Consider the following 22,477-nt stretch of genomic DNA (forward strand, 5'->3'; position numbering starts at 1 on the left):
TGATTAGAGAGCTGTTATTTTTTAAAGGGCCGCCCACCGAGGGCGGCCCTTTCCAGTAAATGGTGCAAACACGGCAAACGGCACGTTTGAGCCCATACTACTGATTGCTGCGGTCTGAACAAATGGCGGCTTTGGTGAATAGAAGTGATGAATGCCCTCATCCGTCCTTTTGGGTTTGTATTGAATAGCTTGCGCGTTCCTGATCCATTTCAGAACGCCAGCGTGCGCGTAAGGACAGCGCATTTTCTGGTATTCGTTGCTCTAGAATATCGGCTGAAATCATACGATCCGTCCGAAAGTAACGAAAGCCGTTCCGAAGCTCACACCAAGCTGCGAGAATGCGGCCAGCGTCCCGATAGCCGAGTAGAATTGGCCAGACGATGCGCTCCGTGGGCACTCCTGAAGCACCTTCATAAACCAATGTTACCTTTCGATGCCTACGGATGGCATTTCTAAGGGATGAGGAATTGACCACCTCGAAAGTTGGAACAACAGGTGCGATACTCATAGCCGGCTCCAATACGTGTGCCCGCAGGCGTTCTGGTACGACCACCTCGATCTTAGCAAGTAAGTTAAGGGCGGCTTTTGCCAAATCTGGCTCGCCTCTGCTTGCAACCCAATGCGCCCCCAAGACGGCGGCATCCATTTCATCGGACGTCAACATCAACGGCGGCATATCAAAGCCTTTTTCAAGGACGTAGCCGACGCCAGCTTCTCCTCGGATGGGGACGTCCTGCGCCTTTAGTGCCGCGATATCGCGATATACGGAACGTTTGGATGATCCCAGCTCATTCGCGATATGCTGGGCAGAAATCGGTTCTCTCACAATGCGGAGAAGTTGGACAATTTCAAATAATCGCTCCGCTTTACGCAAAATCAGTTCCTCGCATACAATGCTGCCATGATGCTGTCAGCATGCCATATTATCATTTTTAAGCAAACGTGTAAGTAAGGTCGCTGAAACATGAGAGGAAAGATTATGATACGGGGAAGTTGTTGCTGCAAAGCGGTTCAGTTTGAGTTGACGAATGAGCCGTCATTCGTTGGTACATGTCACTGCTCGAGGTGTCGTAAGGTTGGCGCAAGCACCATCGCATTTGTCAAAAAGGAAGACCTTAGATGGACTACAGGTAAGGACTGCGTTCAGGTTTTTGCACCGACTACGCCATACATTTATGCGCGGTGCTTTTGCAAAGTCTGCGGCACTTCACTTGGCGAGATACTATCAACCGAAGACAGTTTCCCAATCGCAGCAAATGCCCTTGATGGAGATATTGCCCTCTCGAACCAATCCCATGAGTTCGTTGGTGAGAAGCCTACATGGTATACCATTTGTGATGATGCGCCTCAGAACGATGGGCACCCAGCAGAGTCGAACACTTGATGAAACGCATGATATCAAGCCAATACTTCAGCCTCGTTGCTTTGGTGTTTAATATAGCTGCGTCCTCAGTGAATGCTGAATCGATCAACACTGATCGCTTTGGTCTCTATGTCGTTGTCGATGATATGGATCGAGCCAGCGCATTCTATGAGCAGTTATTTGGCGTTCCAGAGTTTCAGAAACCAAGCCTCGTCGGCTTCGAAGTTTCGGGTGGCCTCTATGCTGTTGTCTCGCGCGAAACGTATGCCACCGATGCGATCCGCGGTGATACGATGCGGGCTTACATTAATGTAGCCGATATTGATGAGGCTTTCCTGAGGACGCGAGCAATAGCACCAAACCGTTTAGAAGGCTCTGCCGTCATTATAGAAGGTCCCTTTAGGTTTTTCCGAGTCCGCGACCCCGACAACAACGTATTGGAATTTTTTTCCATCGATCAGGCACCGTCCGATGCGCAATGAAACTTGGTTGCTGAGGGTTTTGGAGCGGACATTTCACCCAATTCGATGAAAGTCGGCTCCGTCCGGCAGAGCAGACATCAAAAACAAGCAGCCCCCTGAAGAAATCCTCGGGGGTCATTGCTTAAAATCGTCTCGGAGATACACGGGCTTTTGCCGAACGCTGCACCATTTATCGCAAACGGCTGGCCACCCAGGGCGGCCATTTCCCGTGGGCTTTGACGGGCGCTGCGCCATGTGGCAGGCACCCCGGACCAATACCCAGACCGGAGCTTGCCATGACCGATCATCCCATTCACGCCCGTATAGACGGTGCCATCGTCATGATCGGCTTTGGTTCTATCGGTCGGGGAACGTTGCCGTTGATTGAGCGTCATTTCGAGTTCGACAGGGACAAGCTTGTCGTGATTGAGCCCAACGACAAAGGCGTCACCGAGTTGCGTGAGCGCGGGGTCGCCCACAGGCAGGTCGCGCTCACGCCCGAGAACTACAAGGCCGTGCTGGACGAGGTCATCACGCCCGGTGCGGGGTTCGTCGTGAACCTGTCGGTCGACACCTCGTCACTCGACCTGATGAAGCACTGCCGCGCGCGGGGCGTACCCTATATCGACACGGTGGTCGAACCCTGGGCCGGCTTCTATTTCGACGATCTGGAGAACGCGCAGCGCACCAACTATGCCTTGCGCCAGAAGGTTCGCGACGAACGGGCGGCCAATCCGGGCGGCACCACGGCGGTGTCGTGCTGCGGCGCAAACCCCGGCATGGTCAGCTGGTTCGTGAAGGCAGGCCTGCTGCAATTGGCCGAAGACCTCGGCGCGCCAGTCGCCGTGCCGGCGGATCGCGACGGCTGGGCCCGGCTGATGCAGTCGTTAAAGGTCAAGGGCGTCCATATCGCCGAACGCGACACCCAAGCCCGTCGCAAACCGCGCCCGCGCGACGTCTTCGTGAACACCTGGTCTGTTGAGGGGTTCATCGCCGAAGGCTTCCAACCCGCCGAACTCGGCTGGGGCACGCACGAGACATGGTTTCCCGAAAACGCGCATCGGCACGATACCGGGTGTCAGTCGGCGATCTGGTTGAACCGCCCGGGAGCGATCACGCGCGTGCACACTTGGTGCCCGACGCCCGGCCCGCAGTTCGGATTCCTGGTGACCCATAACGAGGCGATCAGCATCTCGGACTATTACACCGTCGGAACCGGTCCGAACCCCGACTTCCGCCCGACCTGCCATTATGCGTACCACCCCTGCGATGACGCGGTGCTCAGCCTGCATGAGATGTTCGGGGCCGGGGTCCAGCAGACCGAGCATCACATCCTTTCGGAAGATGAAATCGTGGAAGGTATCGACGAACTTGGCGTCCTGCTGTTCGGGCACGACAGGAACGCGCTGTGGTACGGCTCCCGCCTGTCCAACGAGGAGACCAGGCGCATCGCGCCAGATCAGAACGCGACCGGAATGCAGGTAACCTCCGCGGTGCTGGCGGGCATGGTTTGGGCGCTTGAAAACCCGAATGCGGGCATCGTCGAGACCGACGAGATGGACCACGCCCGCTGCCTTGAGGTCCAAACGCCGTATCTTGGTCCGGTTGAAGCGCATTATACCGACTGGACGCCCTTAAAAGACCGCTGGCAGCACTTCCCAGAGGACATCGACGAAAGCGACCCCTGGCAATTTCGGAACGTTCTGGCGAGCTGATATTTCAGCATGCCCCGGAATAGAAACGCCGGAGAGAACAAAACACGCCGGCGCACCATGGCATCGCGTTGGCGACCATACCAGGCGTTGCAGATAACCCGCACCGATGACTTGCACGATACCAGTGTCGGCTTATCCCGTCATCGGCACCGCGAAACTGGCCCGTCTTCCGCGTTCGGGTCGTTTTGCGTGGCAGCTGTGCGTTGCCGCGGATGGACAGGACGAGTCGCCGGGCGTAGCCCTTCGCCATGCGCACTTTTCCACTCTCAGACGCCCATACCTTGCCCCGGTGGCAAAGGCCCGAAGCGCTATTGATGCTGTTCGCCTTCATCATGCCCGTGGCCTTCGCCACGTGGCTGGCATTGCTTAATAACTTTGTTGTTGAGGTCGCAGCCTTCGACGGGGCCGATATCGGCCTCTTGCACACCGTCCGGGAGATCCCCGGATTTCTTGCCGTGGGCGTAATCCTGGTCATCATGTTCGTCCGCGAACAGGTGCTGGCCGTCGTGTCGCTCGCCATGCTGGGGATCGCCACCGCGTTGACCGCCTCGTTTCCATCGCTAGGTGGAATCCTTGCAATTACGATGATCTCTTCGATTGGGTTCCATTACTACGAGACGGTGAACCAGTCCCTGCAACTGCAATGGCTGCCCAAGGCGCGCGCACCGGCCATGCTGGGCAAGTTGCTGGCATTCGGATCGGGGGCCACGTTCCTGACCTACGGTTTAATCGTGCTGACCTGGCGGGCGTTCGATCTGTCCTATGATCTGGTCTACTGGTTGGCCGGGGGATTCACCGCAGTTGCCGCCGTCATCGCCCACTTCGCCTTTCCCCAATTTGAGGCCCCGCACCCGCAGATCAAGAAGATGATCCTGCGGAGGCGCTATTGGTTGTATTACCTCCTGCAATTCATGTCCGGCGCGCGACGCCAGATCTTTGTCGTCTTCGCCGGATTCATGATGGTCGAACGCTACGGCCTCGATGTGCACCAGGTGACCGCGCTCTTCATGGCGACGTTGGCGATCAACATGGTCAGCGCGCCGCTGGTGGGCCGGGCCGTGGGGCGCTTCGGCGAGCGGAGCGCATTACTGATCGAATATGGCGGCTTGACGACGGTCTTCGTCCTTTACGCCGGGCTTTACGTCTTTGACTGGGGCGTAATTGTCGCGGCCGGGCTATACGTGGTGAACAACGTTTTCTTCGCATTGGCGCTGGCGATCAAGACATACTTCCAGAAGATCGCGGCCCCCGGCGACATCGCCCCGACGGCTGCAGTGGCGTTCACCATAAACCATATTGCGGCCGTCTTCTTGCCGGCGGTCTTGGGCTTGATCTGGCTGTCATCGCCGGTGACGGTCTTCGTGTTGGCCGCCTTCCTGGCAATCGCGTCCTTCGGCCTGTCCCTGTTGGTTCCGCGCCATCCGGTGGAAGGACATGAAACGACCCTGACGCGCCCCCTCGCCATTGCTGAATAGCGGCATATATACATAAGCAAAGGAGACCCCGATGATGTTCTTTCAAAGTAAGAAAGCCGAGATGGTCACCGAAGCCGACGCCCTGCCCGGCCGTGCCAGCCCGATCCCCACCGCGGGCACGCACCACGTTTTCGGCACGCCGCTATCCAACGATGTGCCCGAGCGCATGGAGGAAACCATGTTCGGCATGGGTTGCTTCTGGGGCGTGGAACGGATGTTCTGGGCAATGCCCGGCGTCCACATGACGCTTGTGGGTTATGCGGGCGGCTATACACCGAATCCGACCTACGAGGAGGTCTGCTCGGGCCGGACCGGGCACAACGAGATCGTGCGCGTCATCTATGACCCGACCAAGGTCACATACGATGACCTGCTGCGCGTGTTCTGGGAAGGTCACGACCCGACTCAGGGCATGCGCCAGGGAAACGATGTCGGTACGCAGTACCGCTCGGGCATCTACACGTATTCTGACGCCCAGATGCAGGCGGCCAAAGCCTCCGAAAAGGTGTTCGCCAAGCGCCTGCGCGACGCGGGCTACGGCGCGATCACCACCGAAATCGTCGAGGCACCGACGTTCTACATGGCCGAGGACTACCACCAGCAGTACCTGTCCAAGAACCCCGCCGGGTACTGCGGCATCGGCGGGACTGGCGTGACGTGTCCGATTGGGGTGGGGGTGTAGCGAAGGCCCTGAAAAGACCGACCTTTCGCCCAAGATTTTCACTTCCGACCTGGCAGATTGATCCCGACACATAAGGAGTTCAGTCATGCCAGATCCCATCAGCCAGATCCTGACGCCGCTCCTTGCGGAGTACGCCTGGCTGATCGCCGGACTCCTTGTGTTGTATGGTTTCGTAGCGGCCTTGGGAAACGCGCGCAAACGAGGGCGGCGCAATGTCATGCCAAAACCGGGGTCGGGGGACAGTCCCGGAATTGAGGCCCTTCGCCTCTGCAAGGTTGCCATCCGCCCCTTGATGAGCAGCGAACAGGCCAGCGTCTTCAGGACCCTTCGTCCCTATGCGGAACAGCGTGATTTGCATCTGCTCGCAGAAGTAAGCCTTTCCGCGGTCTTCAAGGTGACTGCAGGCGGAGATCGAAAGCGTGCCTTCACCGGCTTTGGTGCGATCCGTCAAAAGTACGTTGATTTGCTTCTGACAGACGAGAACTTCGTGCCGGTTTGCGGCGTCGAGTACCACGGCTCGGGACATTGGGGGAACAAGGCAGCCGAACGCGACCGGGTGAAGCGCGCGGCCTTCAAAGCCGCCGGCCTACCCTTGATCGAAATTTCGGATGGGGATGACCTGAAGACGCTACCGTCTCGAATCGACCAGGCCCTGATGCGTTCCGAGTATCCTTCGGCCTCCTCGCATTCGGCGCGCAAGCAGCCACCCGTAAGACGCGCAACCTGAATTCCGGGCCAACTCAAAACAAAAAAGGCGCGCCCGAGAGGGCGCGCCTTAAAATTTCGTGCGACTGGCTATCAGGCCAGAGTGATGTTCACAGCGCTCTCGCGGCCGTCACGGCCGGGCTCGATGTCGAAGTTCACTTTCTGGTTGTCGGCCAGACCGGTCAGACCGGCGCGCTCAACAGCAGAGATGTGGACGAAAACGTCCTTGGAAGCCCCATCGGGAGCGATAAAGCCGAAGCCTTTAGTGGAGTTGAACCATTTTACGGTGCCAGAAGCCATCGTCGATTTCCTTCATAATACTGCCCACGAAATGCGGCAGGTCGGCTAAGTCAGTGCAAGATCGAAAGACAGAGCCGTATGGTCTGGGTCGTCGATATGGGTAACGTCGCGAGATTTGGATACGCCAGCACGCGTAAGAAAGCAAGGTTTGAGTCGACGGACACAAGCCATCGGCGGCAGGATGCCGCACCCTGCCTTATTCCCAGCCAGCCCTGATCCGCTTGGCAGCTTCGGGCGCTAAATACGTCAACACACCGTCGCATCCAGCCCTGCGAAACGCCATCAAACTTTCCATCATGACTCTCTCACCATCGATCCAACCATTGGCCGCCGCCGCCTGTATCATCGCGTATTCGCCCGACACCTGATAGGCGAACGTCGGCACGCCGAACCGGGTCTTCACCCGGTGACAAAGATCAAGGTACGGCATCCCGGGCTTCACCATGACCATGTCTGCCCCTTCTGCCAGGTCGCGCTCGACGCACCGCAGGCCCTCCTCGGCATTCAGCGGGTCAAGCTGATAGGTCTTCTTGTCGCCCTTCAGCGCCCCCGACGCACCGACCGCATCGCGAAACGGCCCGTAGTAGGCAGACGCATACTTCGCAGCGTAGGACATGATCGTCGTGTGAATGTGCCCGGCCTGCTCCAGGGCCGTGCGCATGGCGGCGATCCGATTGTCCATCATGTCCGACGGACCCAGGATGTCGGCCCCGGCCTCCGCCTGCGCCAAGGCCATCTTGACCAGTGCCTCGACCGAGTCGTCGTTCACGATCTCGCCGTTTCGCACAATGCCGTCGTGACCCTGCGCGTTGTACGGGTCCAGCGCGACGTCCGTCATGATCGCGATGTCCGGCACGGTCGCCTTGATCGCGCGGATCGCACGGTTCGACAGGTTGTCAGGATTCCACGCCTCTTCACATCCGTCGGTCTTGAGGGACGGGTCGGTGTAGGGAAACAAGCAGATCGCCGGAATGCCCAATTCGTGGGCCTCGGCGGCGGCCTCGACGATCAGATCGACCGAACGCCGGATCACCCCGGGCATCGACGCCACTTCTTGGATCACGCCCTCTCCATCGCAGACGAAGACAGGCCAGATCAGGTCCTTGACCGACAGCCGATCTTCGCGAACCAGTCCGCGCAACGCGGGCGTCCGGCGCAGACGACGCGGACGCGACAGGGGAAAGGGGGCGTAAGCTTGAGCCATCATGATGCACCTTTGCGACAGTTCCCTTCCGGTCGCACGGACCGAGGTCGCGATCAACACCCCCGCATCTTGTCATTTCGTCCATCGCGGGCGACACGATGGTCATCAAACAGAACGGCGTGACCTTGGATTTCTACTTCCTCAAACTTGTGTCTGAAGCCATCGACCTGCGGTCGTTCTCAAATCTGTGGTTCTGGATTGCGCTGGCCGCCCTGTGGTCGACGATGTCGCACTGGGTGATCGGGGTCCCATTCGATATGGTCCGCCGCGCCGCCCGTGGAAACGAGGTTTCGCTGCGGGACATGCACGTCCTGGCAAACATCCAGGCGCGCCGCATATTGTTCATCGCAGATGAGACCGGGTTGATTACCACGGCGTTCAGCTTTTTCCTGGTCACGACAATGTCGCTGCTAGGATTTCTTTACGAGGTCGAATTCGCGCAGGCGATCCTGCTGCTGTTTCTGCCCATGGCCGTCGTCGGATGGATCACGCTGCGCGCGGCCCGCAAGGTCGAAGGGTTGGAGCCCGAAGATCTTGGAAACCTGCTGTTCCGAACACGGCGTTGGATTCAGCTGACGGGAATGCTGTCGATTTTCGTCACGTCAATGTGGGGCATGTGGGTCAACCTGAACAGCAGCGTCTTGCACGGCTGACCTGCGTTCAGGGCGGTTGACACCGCCCCCCCGCCCGTTAGCTGACGGCCATGCCCGACAGTGCCCCTCCTACCGCTTTCTCCGCTTTGCCCGCCGGGCACATCCGCGTCGGCGGTGCGCCCGAAGGCTTTGATGCCCGTGTTCTTCTCAAGGAACTGGAATCCGGCAAGCCAGTCGTCCACGTTGCCCGTGACGACAAGCGGGCTGAGGCGATGGCCGAGGCGCTCCGCATGCACCAAGGCGGCGTGACCGTTCTGCGTTTCCCCGCCTGGGACTGCCTGCCCTACGACCGTTTGTCGCCCGCCGCGGAAATCAGCGCCACCCGCATGGCAACGCTGACTGCGCTCGCGCACGGCTTCACCGGCAAGTTCGTCTTGCTGACCACGCTGTCGGCGCTCACGCAAATGTTGCCACCACGCGAGATACTCAAGGGGTCGGGTTTTTCGGCCCGCTTGAACCAGCGCATTGACGAAGATGCGCTGCGACAGTTCTTGGTAAGGATGGGCTTTACCCAGACCCCCACGGTGATGGAGCCGGGCGATTGGTCGCCGCGGGGCGGGATTATCGACATCTGGCCGCCGGGACAGTCGTCCCCCGTCCGTCTGGACCTGTTCGGCGATACCCTGGACGGGCTGCGACGATTCGATCCGGTGTCGCAACGCACGACTGACCAGCTTAAAATGATCGAACTTGCCCCAGTATCAGAGGTCATTCTGGACGGACCCGCGATAACGCGATTCCGGCAAACCTATCGCATCGAATTCGGCGCGGCAGGCACTGACGACCCGCTCTACGAGTCGATCAGCGCCGGGCGCAAACCGCAGGGGGCCGAGCATTGGTTGCCGTTCTTCTATGAAACGCTGGAAACCCTGCCCGACTACCTGCCTGACGCGACATTCGTGCTGGACGATGGCACGTTTGGTCACCACGCCGAACGCTGGACGCAGATCGCGGACATGTACGATAACCGGGCCGAAGCGATGAATGCCAAGGGGCGCGTCGACAGCGTCTATAAGCCCGCGCGGCCCGAGACCCTCTACGTTCAGCCGGACAATCTGGAACAGATGCTCGGAAAAACCCGCACCATGCACCTTTCGCCGCTTCAGACCGCGCCTGGGCCCGGCGTAATCGACGCGGGCGGGCGCATCGGGCGCAGCTTCGCGCAGGAACGGCAGATGGAGGACGTCGGCCTGTTCGCCACGCTGGCCGATCACATCGCGGACAAACGGCAGTCGGGCGGCGTGGTCATCGCGTCCTATTCGGGTGGCGCGCGGGAACGCCTGCAGGGCCTTCTGGAAGATCAGGGCGTCACCGGCACTAAGGCTATCCGGCGACTGGAAGAGGTCGCCAAGGGTGAAGTCGGGCTGGCGATCTGGGCGCTGGATCGCGGCTGGGAAGGTCCCGTAGGTAAGTCAAAGCTGACCGTCATTTCGGAGCAGGACGTTCTGGGCGAGCGGCTGATTCGCGGCAAAAAGAAGAAACGCCGGGCCGAAAATTTCCTGACCGAAGCGCAGGCGCTGACGATGGGCGATCTTGTGGTCCACGTCGATCACGGCGTTGGCAGGTTCATCGGGCTGGAGACGGTGACCGCCGCAGGTGCCCCGCACGAATGCCTCTCGCTGGAGTACGCGGGTGGCGACCGGCTGTTCCTGCCGGTGGAAAACATCGAACTGCTGTCCCGCTACGGGCATGAAGACGGTATGCTCGACAAGCTGGGCGGCGGCGCATGGCAAGCACGGAAGGCCCGCCTGAAAGAGCGTATCCGCCAAATCGCCGAGCGCCTGATGCGCATCGCCGCCGAACGTGCGTTGCGCCAGGCCCCGGTTCTGGAACCCCCGGCGGATATGTACGAAGGCTTTGCTGCGCGTTTCCCCTACGAGGAAACCGAAGATCAGCTTCAGGCAATCGAGGATGTGGCCGAGGACCTTGCGTCTGGCCGCCCGATGGACCGGCTGATCGTCGGCGATGTGGGTTTCGGCAAGACCGAGGTTGCGATGCGCGCCGCGTTCGTCGCCGCCACCGCCGGGAAGCAGGTTGCCGTCATCGCTCCGACCACCTTGCTGGCCCGTCAGCACGCCAAATCCTTCGAAGACAGATTCCGTGGCCTACCCGTCACGGTGCGGCAACTCTCGCGGTTCGTCTCCACAAAGCGGGCCAATGAAACCCGCGCCGGAATCACCGACGGATCGGTTGATATCGCGATCGGTACTCATGCCCTGTTGGCGAAGGCGGTCAAGTTCAAGGACCTCGGCCTGCTCATCATCGACGAGGAGCAGCACTTCGGTGTCACACACAAGGAGCGGCTCAAGGAGATGCGCTCGGACGTGCATGTTCTGACACTTTCGGCCACGCCGATCCCGCGCACGCTTCAGATGTCGCTTACAGGCGTGCGCGATTTGTCGATCATTGGCACGCCGCCTGTAGACCGCCTCGCCATCCGTACCTACGTAAGCGAATTCGACACCGTGCAGACGCGCGAGGCTCTGCTGAGGGAACACTACCGCGGTGGCCAGAGTTTCGTCGTCGTCCCCCGTATTTCGGATCTGTCCGAAATGGAAGCGTTCCTGCGCGACCAGCTGCCCGAACTGACCTACGTGATTGCCCATGGCCAACTGGCGGCCGGCGATCTCGATGACCGAATGAATGCCTTTTACGACGGCAAGTACGATGTGCTGCTGTCGACCACGATCATCGAAAGCGGCATCGACATCCCGACGGCGAACACGATGATCGTCTGGCGGGCTGACATGTTTGGCCTCAGCCAGCTTTACCAGATCCGGGGCCGCGTCGGCCGTTCCAAGACCCGCGCCTATGCCTTTCTGACGACCAAGCCGCGTGCCAAGCTGACAACGGCTGCCGAACGGCGTTTGAAAGTGCTGGGCTCGATCGACGCACTCGGCGCGGGCTTTAACATCGCCAGTCAGGATCTCGACCTGCGCGGCGGCGGCAACATCATCGGCGAGGAGCAGTCCGGCCAGATGAAGGAAGTCGGCTTGGAGCTTTATCAATCCATGCTTCAGGAAACGATCGACAAGCTGAAATCCGGCAAGGCTGATCTGCCCGACGCGCTCTCGGACGATTGGTCGCCACAGATTAACCTCGGCGTTCCCGTTCTCATCCCCGAGGATTACGTGAGCGACCTCGACACGCGCCTGGGCCTCTACCGTCGCCTGTCCGGCCTTGATCGCAAGGTCGAGTTGGAGGGCTTTGCCGCCGAACTCATCGACCGCTTCGGCCCACTGCCACGCGACGTGAACGTCCTTCTTCGGATCGTACGCATCAAGGCGCTCTGTAAGGCCGCGGGCGTGGAGAAACTCAATGTCGGTGCAAAGGGTGCCACCGTGGAGTTCTTCGCCAACCGCTTCGCCCGGCCGGAGGGCCTCGTCGATTTCATCAGGTCGAAAAGCGGTGCGGCCAAGATCAAGGGCGACAAGCTGGTAGTGATTCAGGAGTTCCCATCGGAAGCCGACCGCATCAAGGGCGCGTTCAGCATCGCGCGCGACCTGGCCGTGCACGCGGGTGCCACCAAACAGAAATCGGAATGAGTGCCGCACGCAGGCGACGATCGATCACACCTCGCGCAGACGACGGGCCAAAAAGAGCCCGACAGCCGCGCAGACCCCGACCCCGAAGAAAAGCGGGACCGGCGTACCATTGAAAGCCAACCCGATAGGCGCGGCCACGATGACCGCCATGATGGTGGAAACCGCCGAGATGACCGATGACGCCATTCCGGCGATGTGCCCCATCGGCTGCATGGCGAGCGCATTCAGGTTACCAATACACAGACCGGCCATGGCGAAAACGCTGACCTGCCAAATCACGAACGTCGGAAATATCCAGATCAGAGGCATTAGCCCCAACAACCAGAAGAGCCCTAGACCGAAAGATAGCATAAGATGCCAGGTCAGCGCCACGCGGATCAGGAACGGCATCCCCAACCGCGTGACCAGCGACGCATTCGCAAAGGAAGCCAGCCCGGACAGCAAGGCTACCATGCCAAACCAGAGCGGGAAGCTCTCGGCGCGATCAAACGTCACGGCATAGGTTTGCTGCACGCTGGTGATTGTCGCGAAGAGCATCGCAAAGACGAGGGTCTGGATCGTGATGGCACGAACGACGTTCCCGTGGGCAAAGACCTCGCCCGCGGCGCTTTTCAGCTTGGACATCCGCAACGGACGACGCAGCTCAACAGGCAGCGTCTCGGGCTGCCGGATTATGAGCCACGCGCTCGAAATCGCGGAAAACACGACGAACGCCCAGAAGACGCCCCGCCACCCGAACCCCATGATGATGAACGACCCGATGAGCGGCGCAATCGCCGGGACCAGCGTGAACGTCATCATGATGAAACTGGCGACACGCGCCATCCCCCGCCCGGCATAGAGATCGCGGACCATCGCCTGTGCAACAACCCGGGGACCGGACGCGCCGATTCCCTGCATCACGCGCGCCGCGACAAGCAGTTCCAGACTGGGAGCGATGGTACAAAGTGCGGCGGAAATCGAATAGACCACCGCCCCACCGATCATTACCCGTTTACGACCCAGGGCGTCCGACAATGGCCCGGAAAACAGTGTGCCCAGCCCCATGCCGAACACGAAGGCCACGATGACCAGTTGCGCGGCATTGGGTGCGTCAGGAGCAAGCGTTGCGCCGATTTCCGGCAACGCCGGCAGCATGGCGTCGATGGAGAAGGCGATCGTCGCAGACGTCATGGCCATCAGAGCCACGAATTCCGGCATCGACAGTGCCTTTTCACTACGCGGAGCGTAGCGGGGCGGTTGGGGCGGCGGCGCTTCAGGACGGGCCTGATTGGTCGCGTCCATTGGCCCGGTCACGTAGGCGGTGCCTTGTCCGCTTCCCGCTCCTGCGCGCGCAGTTGCTCCAAGATCTGCTCGATCACCTCGCCCCAGACCTCGGGCGACTGGGCCCCGCGCAACACATGCTGGTTCGCCACCACGAAAGTCGGCACACCGCTGACGCCACGCTCTCGCGCGTGTGCGTCTCGGGCGCGGGTCTCTTCCATATCCGCATCCGATGCGAACAACCGTTCAAGCAGATCCCGGTCCAGACCACATTCGACCCCGATATCGACCAGAGTCGGCACGTCGCCGATATCGCGCCCCTTTTCGAAATAGGCTTCGAACAGCGCTTGCACGACGTGCGTCTGCTTCTGCTCCAGTCCGGCCCAATGGATTAGGCGGTGGGCGTTGATCGTGTTCGGCGTGATCTTGATGCCTTCGAAGTCGATCTGAAGTCCGGCGCTCTCCGCTGCTTCGACGACGGGGGCATAGGCGCGCACCGCGGCCTCCTTGCCGCCGAATTTCGTCTCCAGGTAGGTGCGGCGGTCCATTCCCCCTGCTGGCATGTCGGGGTTGAGTTGAAAGGGATGCCATTCAAGAACAAAGGGGTGGTCGGGATGCTTCTGCAGGGCACTGAAAAGATGTGATTTCCCTATATGACACCACGGGCAAATCGGGTCGGAAAGAATATCAAGCTTGATCATCGGAGGCCTAGGTATTGATTTTTCCGCACCCTAGGCTCGGCCTGCACCGGTTGAAACCCCGAGACATGCAAATGTGCCTTCCCGAATGCGGTCAGCACAGGGTCTTGACATGATACCATTTGGTGTTGCAATAAAAGAATACCAAATAGTATTACAAAGGTGGCAAATGCTCCTCCGATCCACACTTCTTGCAGCACTTCTCGCGACGCCAACGCTTGCGCAGGAGATTACCCTGATCGAACCCGCGATCATGGCGTGGGACAAGACGACTGAAGGCGTCGCCTTCGCGCCGTTGCAGGGCGACCGCTTTGCCGGACCCTATCAGGCCATGGTCCGCCTTCCCGCAGGCACCGTCAGCCCAATGCACGTGAAATCCGCCAATATGTTCGGGGTCATGATCGCGGGTCGGATGACCCATGTCGCCGAAGGCAGTTCCACGGCCGAACCCCAGATAATCGGGCCCGGTTCATTCTACGCCATTCCCGCGGATCTGCCCCACATCTCGGCCTGCGTCTCGATCGTACCCTGCGTGGCCTACCTCTATCAGGACGCCGCCTTCGACTTCGTCCCCGTGCAACAATGAGCGATGGACAGCAGTTGGGATTCCGCGCGCTGGCCGATCCGACGCGCCGCGACATCCTTCGCCTGCTTGCGCACCGGGAAATGACGATCGCCGAAGTCGCGGACAACTTCGCCATCACCCGCGCAGCAGTAAAAAAACACCTGACCGTGCTCCATGAAGGGCAACTTATCACGACCGAAACCCGGGGGCGTACGCGCGTCAACGCGCTGGCCCCGGGCGGCCTGAAACAGGTGGCCAGCTGGTTCGGGTATTTCGACACCTTCTGGGATGAAAAGCTCTCCAACCTCAAAGACGCCATCGAAAAGGATATCCAATGATCGAACGTATTCTGGAAAAGACGATCTACCTGCGCGCCACGCCAGCACAGGTCTGGGCCTACCTTACCGAGCCTGACAAGCTGGCAGTCTGGTTTCACCGCCCCAAGGCACCACTGACCGGCGGGTCATTCGAGATGTTCGGAGCCGACAGCGGGGACCGTGTGATCTGGGGTGAAGTGCTCCTGGCAGAGCCTTTCACCCGCCTAGACTATACATTCACGGTCGCCCCAATGGGTGGGGCCGTAAGCATCGTTCGCTGGACACTCGAAAACACGCCCGGCGGCACGCGTGTGTCGTTGCGTCACGAAGGCCTGAGTGACGCGACCGAAGCGTTCGATCTGATCCTTGCGCTTGACGCCGGGTGGGACAAACATCTCGATCGCATGCGAGCGGCTTTGCACGGCTGATACTAACCGGTTGGTCGCGGCGCTCTTGCGATCAACCGAAAAGATCGTCGCGCTTGGGCGCGTCCAGTCCAAGATGGGTCCATCCCTTCTGCGCCAGGACGCGCCCACGCGGCGTTCGCGCGATCAGGCCCTGTTGCAGAAGGTAGGGTTCGATCACCTCTTCCAACGCGTCGCGGCTTTCTGACAGGGCGGCGGCCATCGTCTCGATCCCGACCGGCCCGCCGCCATAATTCTCGGCGACCAGCCGCAGGTACTGACGGTCCGCGCCATCCAGACCCAAATGGTCAACGCCAAGCCGGGTAAGCGCACGATCAGCGATTTCCGATGTTACGGTACCGTCACCCTCGACCACGGCGAAATCCACGACACGCCGAAGCAGCCGCCCCGCGATCCGGGGTGTGCCGCGGGCACGCCGCGCGATTTCCTGTGCGCCGTCCTCGGTTGCCGGGGCCCCCATCAGTCGCGCACCGCGCGTCACGATCTGGTGCAACTCCGGCACCGTGTAGAACTCCAACCGTGTCGGAATTCCGAACCGGTCGCGAAGGGGCGTCGTCAAGAGGCCCAGACGCGTCGTCGCCCCGACCAGTGTAAAGGGCTGCAAATCGATCCGCACAGTGCGCGCCGCCGGCCCCTCCCCGATTACGAGGTCGAGCGCGAAATCCTCCAGCGCCGGATAAAGCACCTCTTCGACCACGGGCGACAGGCGGTGGATTTCATCGATGAACAGAACGTCCCGCGCCTCCAGATTGGTCAGGATCGCAGCCAGATCACCCGCCTTGGCGAGCACCGGCCCCGAGGTCATGCGGAAGCCCACGCCCAGTTCCCGCGCCATGATCTGCGCAAGCGTCGTCTTCCCAAGACCGGGCGGCCCGTGGAACAGGACGTGGTCCATCGCCTGTCCCCGACGGCGCGCGCTTTCGATGAAGACGCCCAGGTTGGCCCGCGCCTCGGCCTGCCCGATGAATTCGCCCAGGTTCTGCGGACGCAGTGCCCGGTCATCGGGAACGTCGTCCGGTACCGTCGGGTCCAGCAGGGGGTCACGGTCCATCATCGGTTCAACCTATCCGTCTTTCTCCAAATCCGTATCACCCGTCCCTGTTCCACGGCCGTGTAAAGCCTTGCCCCCCTCGTGGGCGAGACCTGCGTCAGGATCGAAATTCCGGATCCGGCGGGGCATTGCCGCATCACCGCCAGGCTCACATCCGCCACCCGCGCGATATGCCTGTATCGCCAACCCGTCAGCATCCTCTTGCTGATGGCGGGACCGACATGCCGGTTGTCGTCGAACCGATCCTTGGTGCGTGGCATCCCTCGCCAGTCGCTCAAACGCGCCAAAGCCCGTCCGAACACCTTGCGGCGCTTTTTCGCTTGTGGGCCACCTGAAATTTCGGCCCGATCACGCCGCTGCACATCGTTCTTCCGGCAGAGCCATGTGAATAGAATATTGTATCCGCGCGGATCAAAATCTTCCCAAGGTTCAACGAAAAATGCGGGGAAAGCACGCCCCCGATGACGCACGCGCCCGGTGCCGCAGCTGCGCGTTGACTGAAATATCTGAATGGCAATACACGGGGTGCGGACCTTTTCGAAACAGACAGCTTGCCGATCTACGCTGCCCGGCCTGCGGCACATTGCGGTCGCGTCCGGCGCGGCAAGTGCCTGCCTGGCTGGGATATCTGGAACCGTCAGGGTCACTCCGTGGGAGCCAGCAGCTTAAGTGCGGCCCTGATCAGGCCCGCCGTGTCGTCCGCCGTGCCGGTGGCCTCGGCGACAGCACGGGCCGCATCGGCGGGCGCATAACCCAGGTTCGACAGCGCGGAGAGAGCCTCGGCCTGCGCGGCGGCCGCTCCGGGATTTGCGGTCGCGACCTGTACGGCGGCGGACCTGTCCACAAGTGGATCCTCCGCCTCGCCCTCCATCAGCATCATCGCAGGTGCCTTGCCCTTCAATTCCAACACGACACGTTGAGCGATCTTGGGGCCGACGCCCGGTGCCGCCTTCACCGCCGCCGCATCGCCAAGCGCGATCGCCCGCGCCACACCTTCCGCCCCTAGCGTGCCGAGAATGGCAAGCGACCCCTTGGCCCCGATCCCCTGAACAGACGTCAGCAGGCGGTGCCACTCCCGCTCCTGCACCGTCAGGAAGCCAAACAATTGCAACAGGTCCTCGCGCACCAGAAGCTCCGTCCAAAGGGCGATGGGCGACTTGACCGGCGGCAGCGCGACAAGCGTCCGGTCCGAGCAATAGACAATGTAACCCACGCCATTCACATCAAGCAGGACGTGGTCGGATCCCTTGTGGGCCAGACGCCCCGTCAAACGCCCGATCATCCGCGCGCGACCGCAGCGGCCAGCCGTCCAGCCGTCTGCAAATGCGCCGCGTGGCAAAGCGCAATGGCAAGTGCGTCGGCGGCATCTGCGGAATGCGGCGCACAGCCGGGCAATTGCATTTTCACCATGTGCAAAATCTGCGCCTTGTCGGCGTGACCGACGCCGACGACCGCCTTCTTGACCGCGTTGGGCGCGTATTCCCCCACGACCAGCCCAGCCTGCGCGGGGACCAGCATCACCACGCCTCGCGCCTGACCCAGCTTCAGCGTTCCGGCTCCGTCGCGGTTCACGAATGTCTGCTCGACCGCGCAGGCATCTGGCGCGTGTTGGGCCAGAACCTCGGTCAGCAGTTCATGCAGCGACAGCAGGCGCTCGGCCATCGCTTTGCCGGTGGGGCGGGCGGTTCCGTTCGCGACGTGACGTTGCCGCGGTCCGTCCACCTCAATAACGCCCCAGCCGCAATTCACGAGTCCCGGATCTATTCCCATCACGCGCATCTGCCCAAATCCCGTGCCTGCTTCGATGTTCTTGTTTTACCCTTCGCTAGCACGCAAAGATCGACAGGGCCAGCCTCGTGATACTGCCCCGCATGGCCGATCCAGAATGGCGGCGAGGTTCGCCCATCCGAATGCACCGCCGCAGGGATGCTTAACGAGTTTTCATTCTGCCATGCAGAAAGCACATAGCGGGCATGTAAGCTTGATAATTGTGCAGTTTGCAAACTCTACCTAGGTGCTGGTCATCCGAGGCAGCCGAAAATGGGCTGCACACCCTTTTGAACCCCTTCGCTGACAGGATAGCCCAATGGCCACTTTCGACGCATTTACCCCCGCCCGCCGCGCCCCCTCCATGGGCGTATTTTCTAACCTGATGGGTCGCATCATCGCGTGGAACGACCGCCGCGTGACCCTGAAGATGCTCCGGGGTCTGACAGACCGCGAACTTTCTGACATCGGCCTGGAACGTGGCGATATCACAACTTGGTCCAGCAACTGAGGCCAAGTCTACTTGCCAACCGTTCGAACGGGTCGCCCTGCCGGGGCGGCTCGTTTTCGTTTGGCCGCGTGCCCCGGCGTTAACGCCGCCTGAGCGTCAGCGTCGTCCAGTCTCCGATCTCGCCGCGCCGGACCAGATCCCAGCCGGCCACCTCGTAGGCCGAGACCACATCGTCGCCCTGCGGATTCAGAATGCCCGACAGGATTGCAAAGCCACCCGGCGCGGCATGGGCCGCCAGATCGGGCGCAAGTTCGATGAGCGGCCCCTTCAGGATATTCGCAAAGATCACGCCATAGGGGGCCGATTCAGCCAGACGCGGGTGGTCGAAGCCTGCCGCCTCGACGCATTCGATCCGGCCGGACAGGTCGTTCACGTCGACATTCGCCTGCGCCACCTCGACCGCGACCGAGTCGATATCGGACGCGATGACCGGCGCGCCGTCCCAGACCTTGGCCGCCGCCATTGCCAGTACGGCCGTTCCGGCACCAATGTCGGCGGTCGGACAGGGTTCAAGCCCATCCTCCAGCAACGCTTCGAACGCGAGAAGGCAGCCAAGCGTCGTGCCGTGGTGTCCGGTGCCGAAGGCCATCGCAGCCTCGATCAACAGGCCCGTGCGTCCATCGGGCAAACGGTCTGCGTCGTGACTGCCATAGACGAAGAACCGGCCCGCCTCGACCGGTTGCAGTTCCCGGCGCACATGCGCGACCCAGTCTGTGGGCGGCACCTCCGAAATGACGAAGGGCTTCGCGTCGAAGGCTGCGGCCAGCAGGGCCAGCTCGGTGCCGTCTGGTTCCTCCGCGAAGTAGGCCCCCACTTCCCAAAGGCCGGACCCGTCCTCCATTTCGAAGACGCCGACCCCGTCCGGCTCGATCACCTCTTCCAGAGCATTGCCCAGCCCCTCGGCCTGGGCCTTCGATCTCAGCGTGGTTAGGGCGGTCCAGCTGGCGGGTGTGATGTCGGAGGTCGTATCGGACATTGGGGTCTCCTTGGCGGTGTGCCGTTGCTTTGGGCACATCGGGCTGCCCCGTCAACTGCTCCCCCACTGGAATCCCGGCGGCTCCCGTGGCACGTCGGGCGCATGACCGAGACACCCCCCTCCCTTGCCCCGCTGACACCCGAGGCCATCGAAGCGCTGTTCACCCGCGCCGACGGCCAATTCCTCTTCGCCCGATGGGGCCGCCCGATCGTGCCGGTCGTGTTTGGCGTCACCGACGAGACAGTCGGCGTGCTTAAGGGTGCAATCGAGGCCCTCTGCGTGCTGACCAGCCACAAGATGGCCGAAACGGACCCCGAACTGGGGGCAAACATGATGGTATTCTTCGTGCGCGACTGGTCCGAATTGCCCGAAACCCCGAACTTGGACCGCTTGATCCCCGAGCTCGGCCCCCTGACCGAACGCCTGGAGCAAGCCGGGGCCAACCAGTACCGAATTTTCCGCTTCGACTCCGACGGCGCGATCAAGGCCTGTTTCACCTTTATACGCATGGATGAACATCTGGCCGACGTACCGGCCGAAACGCTGGCGTTGAACCAGATGGTTCAGGCGATGGTCCTGTGGTCGGACACCGCCTTTCAGGACGCCTCGCCCCTCGCCATGGTCGGGGACCGCGCCGCACTGCGCCCAGACATCGCGGACCTGATGCGCGCATCTTACGATCCGGTTCTGCCCGCGATGGCGCAGGACAGCAGCCATGCGCTGCGCCTGTTCGCGCGCACGGGAAAACTGCAATGACCCACAGTTGGCCAATCCGCGTGTACTATGAAGACGTCGATCTGGCAGGGATCGTCTATTACGCCAATTACCTACGATATATCGAACGGGCCCGGTCGGAAATGGTTCGCGAAGCAGGCGTCGATCAGGTCGCGATGCGCCGGAATGGCATTGTCTTTGCCGTCTCGCGGGTGGAGGCGGATTACCTCAAGCCCGCCCACTACGACGACAACCTTGTCGTCGAAACGCGGCTCACGCGGATGACACCGGCGCGGTTCGACATGGAACAAGTGGTCAAACGGGACCAGACGGTCGTGTTCCGCGCGGCGGTCACCATTGTCTGCATGGATTTGAAAGGCCGTCCGACGCGCCTGCCGGTCGTCGTGTCGCAGATGGCGCAGTAACTTTTTGTAAACCTCGACGTGGAAGGGTGCGCAAAAGCAGTGAGCACCAATGTCCTTCTTTCTTCGTCTCTTCGCTTTCGCCGGCACGGCTGCGGCGGGCGTGACCTTGGGGTACTACGGCCTCGCCCTCCGACCAAGCCCGCAGATCAACGTGACAGCGGCCGATCGCATCGCCCTTCCGCCAAGCCACCCGATGCCGCCGCGCCCCATGGCGCCCATTATTGTTCCGGAACCACCGGCCCCGCGACAGCCGTGGACCCTGCGACAGGAGGCGGCGACAGTCACCGACCTGACCAATGTCTACCTGTCAGTCCCCAGCGAGGAGGCGCTGACCTGCGGTCCGCGACGACGGGCCTCCCTGATTCTGCGCTGCCTTGAGGATCAAACCTCCGTCTACATTGCCCACGATTGCGCGACGCCACCCACCGATCCAGATGGCTGGCCGGTTGATCTCCGGCTCGGCGATGGACCGGCCACCCGGATGCTTATGCAGGTGGACAGCCAGGGCGAAGCGTTGGGCCACTGGGAACATCAAGCCGCCCGCATCCTCATTGAACGCCTGCTGACAGCCGATACGCTTCATCTTGGCTTCGCCGACGCGGACGGCATTGCGAACCGTATGCACTTCCCATTGAGTGGACTGGGCAGTCGCCTCGACACCCTGAAGACGGCCTGCCACTGGGCGGCGGTCCCGTCGTGGGAAATCGGCCCGCGCCCCCTGCCGGTGGAGGGCGCAGTCAACACCCACGATCACGATCAGCAATCGCCGTTCAGGCCCCCAAACGCACCGCCGCCGGAGAGTGCAGGGCATTTCTTGAGCGGGTCACCCCAAGCCGCCGACAGGGCACGCAACAATCCGCCCACACGCTGATCGACCTACACAAAGCGCTTTCCGTCTGTTAAACAGGCTGTAATGCACAGCGGTCGATAAACGGCCCTCACAACCAAGGACGGGCAGTCCGTATGGAAACCGAAGTACTGGCAGCCGCCAGCGAGATCGACTTCTCGCTCTGGTCGCTGTTCATCCGCGCGACCTTCATCGTGAAGCTCGTGATGATCATGCTGTTTGCAGCATCGATCTGGGTCTGGGCAATCCTGTTCCAGAAAGTTGTCCAATTTAGACGCGCGCGCGCGCGCGCTGCCGCTTTCGACAGGGCCTTCTGGTCCGGGGAGCCGCTGGACGAGCTATATGAACAGATCGGCGACCGGCCGAAATCGGCGTCCGAGCGTATCTTCGCCGCCGCCATGCAGGAATGGTCCCGCAGCCACCGCGATGACGGTGGCCTGATCGCGGGAACCCAATCGCGCATCGACCGGACAATGGATGTGGCAATCTCCAAGGAACGCGACCGCCTGACCTCCGGCCTGACATTTCTGGCGACCATCGGATCGACCGCGCCGTTTATCGGCCTGTTCGGCACGGTCTGGGGCATCAAGCACGCGTTCGAGCAGATCGCCATCAGCCAGAACACCAACCTCGCCGTCGTCGCGCCCGGCATCGCCGAAGCGCTGTTGGCAACGGGCATCGGCCTTGTCGCGGCCATCCCGGCGGTTGTCTTCTACAACAAGCTGAGCCGCGATTCCGACCGCATCCTCTCCAGCTACGAAGCATTCGCGGACGAATTTGCCACGATCCTGTCGCGCCAGTTGGACGCGGCCTGA

Annotated in this window: 25 protein-coding genes; 16 read left to right on the forward strand and 9 right to left on the reverse strand. The window is 61.3% G+C overall.

Annotated elements, in window-relative coordinates; all coding sequences use genetic code 11:
- Nucleotides 1-157 precede the first annotated feature (157 nt).
- Nucleotides 158-874, reverse strand: a complete 717-nt coding sequence (locus tag BLV27_RS03180) for a helix-turn-helix transcriptional regulator (protein ID WP_092642291.1) — start codon at nt 872-874, stop codon at nt 158-160.
- A gap of 105 nt (nt 875-979) precedes the next feature.
- Between BLV27_RS03180 and BLV27_RS03185 the strand changes: the two genes are divergently transcribed.
- The 6 genes from BLV27_RS03185 (at nt 980) to BLV27_RS03210 (ending at nt 6,423) form a co-directional block, all read left to right on the forward strand.
- On the forward strand, nt 980-1,384 hold the full coding sequence (locus tag BLV27_RS03185) for a GFA family protein (protein ID WP_092642294.1): 405 nt from the start codon (nt 980-982) through the stop codon (nt 1,382-1,384).
- Nucleotides 1,384-1,845 carry a VOC family protein gene (locus BLV27_RS03190; protein ID WP_092642297.1) on the forward strand — a complete coding sequence of 154 codons (462 nt, stop codon included), beginning with the start codon at nt 1,384-1,386 and terminating at the stop codon, nt 1,843-1,845. Before BLV27_RS03185 ends, BLV27_RS03190 begins: the two co-directional genes overlap by 1 nt.
- A 275-nt stretch (nt 1,846-2,120) precedes the next feature.
- Entirely contained in the window at nt 2,121-3,539 is a 1,419-nt protein-coding gene (locus tag BLV27_RS03195; protein ID WP_092642300.1) for a homospermidine synthase, read from the forward strand.
- Nucleotides 3,540-3,787: 248 nt separating this feature from the next.
- Nucleotides 3,788-5,014: an MFS transporter gene (locus BLV27_RS03200; protein ID WP_092642303.1), complete on the forward strand. Its 1,227-nt coding sequence runs from the start codon at nt 3,788-3,790 to the stop codon at nt 5,012-5,014.
- A gap of 31 nt (nt 5,015-5,045) precedes the next feature.
- Nucleotides 5,046-5,696: a peptide-methionine (S)-S-oxide reductase MsrA gene (gene msrA, locus BLV27_RS03205; protein WP_092642306.1), complete on the forward strand. Its 651-nt coding sequence runs from the start codon at nt 5,046-5,048 to the stop codon at nt 5,694-5,696.
- 85 nt (nt 5,697-5,781) lie between these two features.
- Nucleotides 5,782-6,423, forward strand: coding sequence for a DUF2726 domain-containing protein (locus BLV27_RS03210; protein WP_092642309.1), 642 nt, complete (start codon nt 5,782-5,784; stop codon nt 6,421-6,423).
- Nucleotides 6,424-6,494: 71 nt separating this feature from the next.
- On the opposite strand, the gene BLV27_RS03215 is transcribed toward BLV27_RS03210, so the two are convergent.
- Complete coding sequence (locus BLV27_RS03215) at nt 6,495-6,701, reverse strand: cold-shock protein (RefSeq protein WP_092642312.1); 207 nt, start codon at nt 6,699-6,701, stop codon at nt 6,495-6,497.
- A gap of 196 nt (nt 6,702-6,897) precedes the next feature.
- Nucleotides 6,898-7,905 (reverse strand): porphobilinogen synthase, encoded by a 1,008-nt coding sequence (hemB, locus tag BLV27_RS03220; RefSeq protein WP_092642967.1) that lies wholly within the window; start codon nt 7,903-7,905, stop codon nt 6,898-6,900.
- A gap of 98 nt (nt 7,906-8,003) precedes the next feature.
- Here hemB and BLV27_RS03225 point away from each other — a divergent pair, with 98 nt between their 5' ends.
- Together BLV27_RS03225 and mfd are read left to right on the forward strand one after the other, a co-directional pair.
- Nucleotides 8,004-8,558, forward strand: a complete 555-nt coding sequence (locus BLV27_RS03225; protein ID WP_092642315.1) for a hypothetical protein — start codon at nt 8,004-8,006, stop codon at nt 8,556-8,558.
- 50 nt (nt 8,559-8,608) lie between these two features.
- Nucleotides 8,609-12,103 (forward strand): transcription-repair coupling factor, encoded by a 3,495-nt coding sequence (gene mfd / locus BLV27_RS03230; protein ID WP_092642318.1) that lies wholly within the window; start codon nt 8,609-8,611, stop codon nt 12,101-12,103.
- A 24-nt stretch (nt 12,104-12,127) separates the two neighbouring features.
- Here mfd and BLV27_RS03235 read toward each other — a convergent pair whose 3' ends face one another.
- Both BLV27_RS03235 and BLV27_RS03240 read right to left on the reverse strand, forming a co-directional pair.
- Nucleotides 12,128-13,303 carry a multidrug effflux MFS transporter gene (locus BLV27_RS03235; RefSeq protein WP_092642321.1) on the reverse strand — a complete coding sequence of 392 codons (1,176 nt, stop codon included), beginning with the start codon at nt 13,301-13,303 and terminating at the stop codon, nt 12,128-12,130.
- 92 nt (nt 13,304-13,395) lie between these two features.
- On the reverse strand, nt 13,396-14,067 hold the full coding sequence (locus BLV27_RS03240) for a DsbA family oxidoreductase (protein ID WP_092642324.1): 672 nt from the start codon (nt 14,065-14,067) through the stop codon (nt 13,396-13,398).
- 166 nt (nt 14,068-14,233) lie between these two features.
- On the opposite strand from BLV27_RS03240, the gene BLV27_RS03245 reads away from it, so the two are divergent.
- Genes BLV27_RS03245 through BLV27_RS03255 form a run of 3 tightly spaced genes read left to right on the forward strand, consistent with a single transcriptional unit; the run spans nt 14,234 to nt 15,374 of the window.
- Nucleotides 14,234-14,650 carry a cupin domain-containing protein gene (locus BLV27_RS03245; protein ID WP_092642327.1) on the forward strand — a complete coding sequence of 139 codons (417 nt, stop codon included), beginning with the start codon at nt 14,234-14,236 and terminating at the stop codon, nt 14,648-14,650.
- On the forward strand, nt 14,647-14,967 hold the full coding sequence (locus BLV27_RS03250) for an ArsR/SmtB family transcription factor (RefSeq protein ID WP_092642330.1): 321 nt from the start codon (nt 14,647-14,649) through the stop codon (nt 14,965-14,967). The genes BLV27_RS03245 and BLV27_RS03250 overlap by 4 nt, the downstream gene beginning before the upstream one ends.
- Nucleotides 14,964-15,374: an SRPBCC family protein gene (locus BLV27_RS03255; protein ID WP_092642333.1), complete on the forward strand. Its 411-nt coding sequence runs from the start codon at nt 14,964-14,966 to the stop codon at nt 15,372-15,374. The genes BLV27_RS03250 and BLV27_RS03255 overlap by 4 nt, the downstream gene beginning before the upstream one ends.
- A 31-nt stretch (nt 15,375-15,405) precedes the next feature.
- On the opposite strand, the gene ruvB is transcribed toward BLV27_RS03255, so the two are convergent.
- The 3 genes from ruvB to ruvC form a co-directional block, all read right to left on the reverse strand.
- Complete coding sequence (gene ruvB / locus BLV27_RS03260) at nt 15,406-16,425, reverse strand: Holliday junction branch migration DNA helicase RuvB (protein ID WP_092642336.1); 1,020 nt, start codon at nt 16,423-16,425, stop codon at nt 15,406-15,408.
- A gap of 640 nt (nt 16,426-17,065) precedes the next feature.
- Nucleotides 17,066-17,704 (reverse strand): Holliday junction branch migration protein RuvA, encoded by a 639-nt coding sequence (ruvA, locus tag BLV27_RS03270; RefSeq protein WP_092642342.1) that lies wholly within the window; start codon nt 17,702-17,704, stop codon nt 17,066-17,068.
- A complete protein-coding gene (gene ruvC / locus BLV27_RS03275; RefSeq protein ID WP_092642344.1) occupies nt 17,701-18,201 on the reverse strand; it encodes a crossover junction endodeoxyribonuclease RuvC in 501 nt (166 codons plus the stop codon). Before ruvC ends, ruvA begins: the two co-directional genes overlap by 4 nt.
- Before the next feature lie 307 nt (nt 18,202-18,508).
- On the opposite strand from ruvC, the gene BLV27_RS03280 reads away from it, so the two are divergent.
- Nucleotides 18,509-18,700 carry a DUF1127 domain-containing protein gene (locus BLV27_RS03280; protein ID WP_092642347.1) on the forward strand — a complete coding sequence of 64 codons (192 nt, stop codon included), beginning with the start codon at nt 18,509-18,511 and terminating at the stop codon, nt 18,698-18,700.
- A 79-nt stretch (nt 18,701-18,779) separates the two neighbouring features.
- On the opposite strand, the gene BLV27_RS03285 is transcribed toward BLV27_RS03280, so the two are convergent.
- The gene (locus BLV27_RS03285; protein WP_092642350.1) at nt 18,780-19,676 is read right to left on the reverse strand and encodes a 50S ribosomal protein L11 methyltransferase; all 897 of its coding nucleotides are present in this window, start codon (nt 19,674-19,676) and stop codon (nt 18,780-18,782) included.
- Nucleotides 19,677-19,778: 102 nt separating this feature from the next.
- Here BLV27_RS03285 and BLV27_RS03290 point away from each other — a divergent pair, with 102 nt between their 5' ends.
- The 4 genes from BLV27_RS03290 to tolQ all read left to right on the forward strand — a co-directional run bounded on the left by BLV27_RS03290 (nt 19,779) and on the right by tolQ (nt 22,477).
- Nucleotides 19,779-20,432, forward strand: a complete 654-nt coding sequence (locus BLV27_RS03290; RefSeq protein WP_092642354.1) for a hypothetical protein — start codon at nt 19,779-19,781, stop codon at nt 20,430-20,432.
- On the forward strand, nt 20,429-20,815 hold the full coding sequence (ybgC, locus tag BLV27_RS03295; RefSeq protein WP_092642358.1) for a tol-pal system-associated acyl-CoA thioesterase: 387 nt from the start codon (nt 20,429-20,431) through the stop codon (nt 20,813-20,815). Before BLV27_RS03290 ends, ybgC begins: the two co-directional genes overlap by 4 nt.
- Before the next feature lie 49 nt (nt 20,816-20,864).
- Nucleotides 20,865-21,686: a type VI secretion system-associated protein TagO gene (locus tag BLV27_RS03300; protein WP_092642361.1), complete on the forward strand. Its 822-nt coding sequence runs from the start codon at nt 20,865-20,867 to the stop codon at nt 21,684-21,686.
- A 92-nt stretch (nt 21,687-21,778) separates the two neighbouring features.
- On the forward strand, nt 21,779-22,477 hold the full coding sequence (tolQ, locus tag BLV27_RS03305) for a protein TolQ (protein ID WP_092642365.1): 699 nt from the start codon (nt 21,779-21,781) through the stop codon (nt 22,475-22,477).

It is taken from the genome of Jannaschia faecimaris (assembly GCF_900107415.1).
Taxonomy (GTDB): domain Bacteria; phylum Pseudomonadota; class Alphaproteobacteria; order Rhodobacterales; family Rhodobacteraceae; genus Jannaschia; species Jannaschia faecimaris.